This window comes from Mycobacterium sp. DBP42, assembly GCF_005924235.1.
GTDB classification, from domain to species: domain Bacteria; phylum Actinomycetota; class Actinomycetes; order Mycobacteriales; family Mycobacteriaceae; genus Mycobacterium; species Mycobacterium syngnathidarum.
This window is the reverse complement of record NZ_VCMY01000107.1, coordinates 1-645: the sequence shown is the minus strand read 5'-3', so window position 1 is coordinate 645 and position 645 is coordinate 1. Positions and strand designations below refer to the sequence as shown.

1 protein-coding gene is annotated in these 645 nt (G+C 68.2%); it reads left to right on the top strand.

Translation table 11 applies throughout. The annotated features are described in order from the left end of the window. On the top strand, window positions 1-645 hold a 645-nt coding region (locus E0T84_RS31590; RefSeq protein ID WP_138746427.1), incomplete at both ends, for an HNH endonuclease signature motif containing protein.

The following is a 645-nucleotide window of genomic DNA, read 5'->3' as shown; positions in this document are numbered from 1 at the left end:
CCACGATCTGGGCCAATGTCGATGCTGTTGACGGGGCGGCATTGGATCAGCGTTTGGATGCGTTGGCGGACACGGTGTGTGAGCACGATCCGCGCACCCATGAGCAGCGGCGTGCCGATGCGATCGGCCCGTTGGCCCGGCTGGAAGCTCAACTGCCGTGCCGGTGCGGGCGCCAGGATTGCGCGGCGGCTCAGAACCGGGCCGCTGCGGATGCGGCGGTGGTGCATGTGCTGGCCAACCAATCCACGGTGGACGGGACTTCGAATGATCCGGGGTATCTGCCCGGGTACGGCATCGTGCCCGCCGAGAGCGTGCGCAAGGTGGCGGCTACGGCCAAGATCAAACCCGTACCCTTGCCGGTGCCAGCCGAGCCCGGCGAGGCGGCCGAATCCGCCGAGCGTGCGGTGGCCGAGGATCCCGCCGGTGTGGGTGAGCCAGGGTATCGCCCCTCGGCGGCACTGTCGGAGTTCATCCGGTGGCGTGATCTGACCTGCCGGTTCCCTGGTTGTGACGCCCCAGCCGAACGCTGCGACATCGACCACACCGCGCCCTGGCCCGCCGGGCCGACGCATCCGTCCAACACCAAGCTGTACTGCCGGGCCCATCACCTGGTCAAAACTTTCGTCAAGGGCTGGACGGACCGTC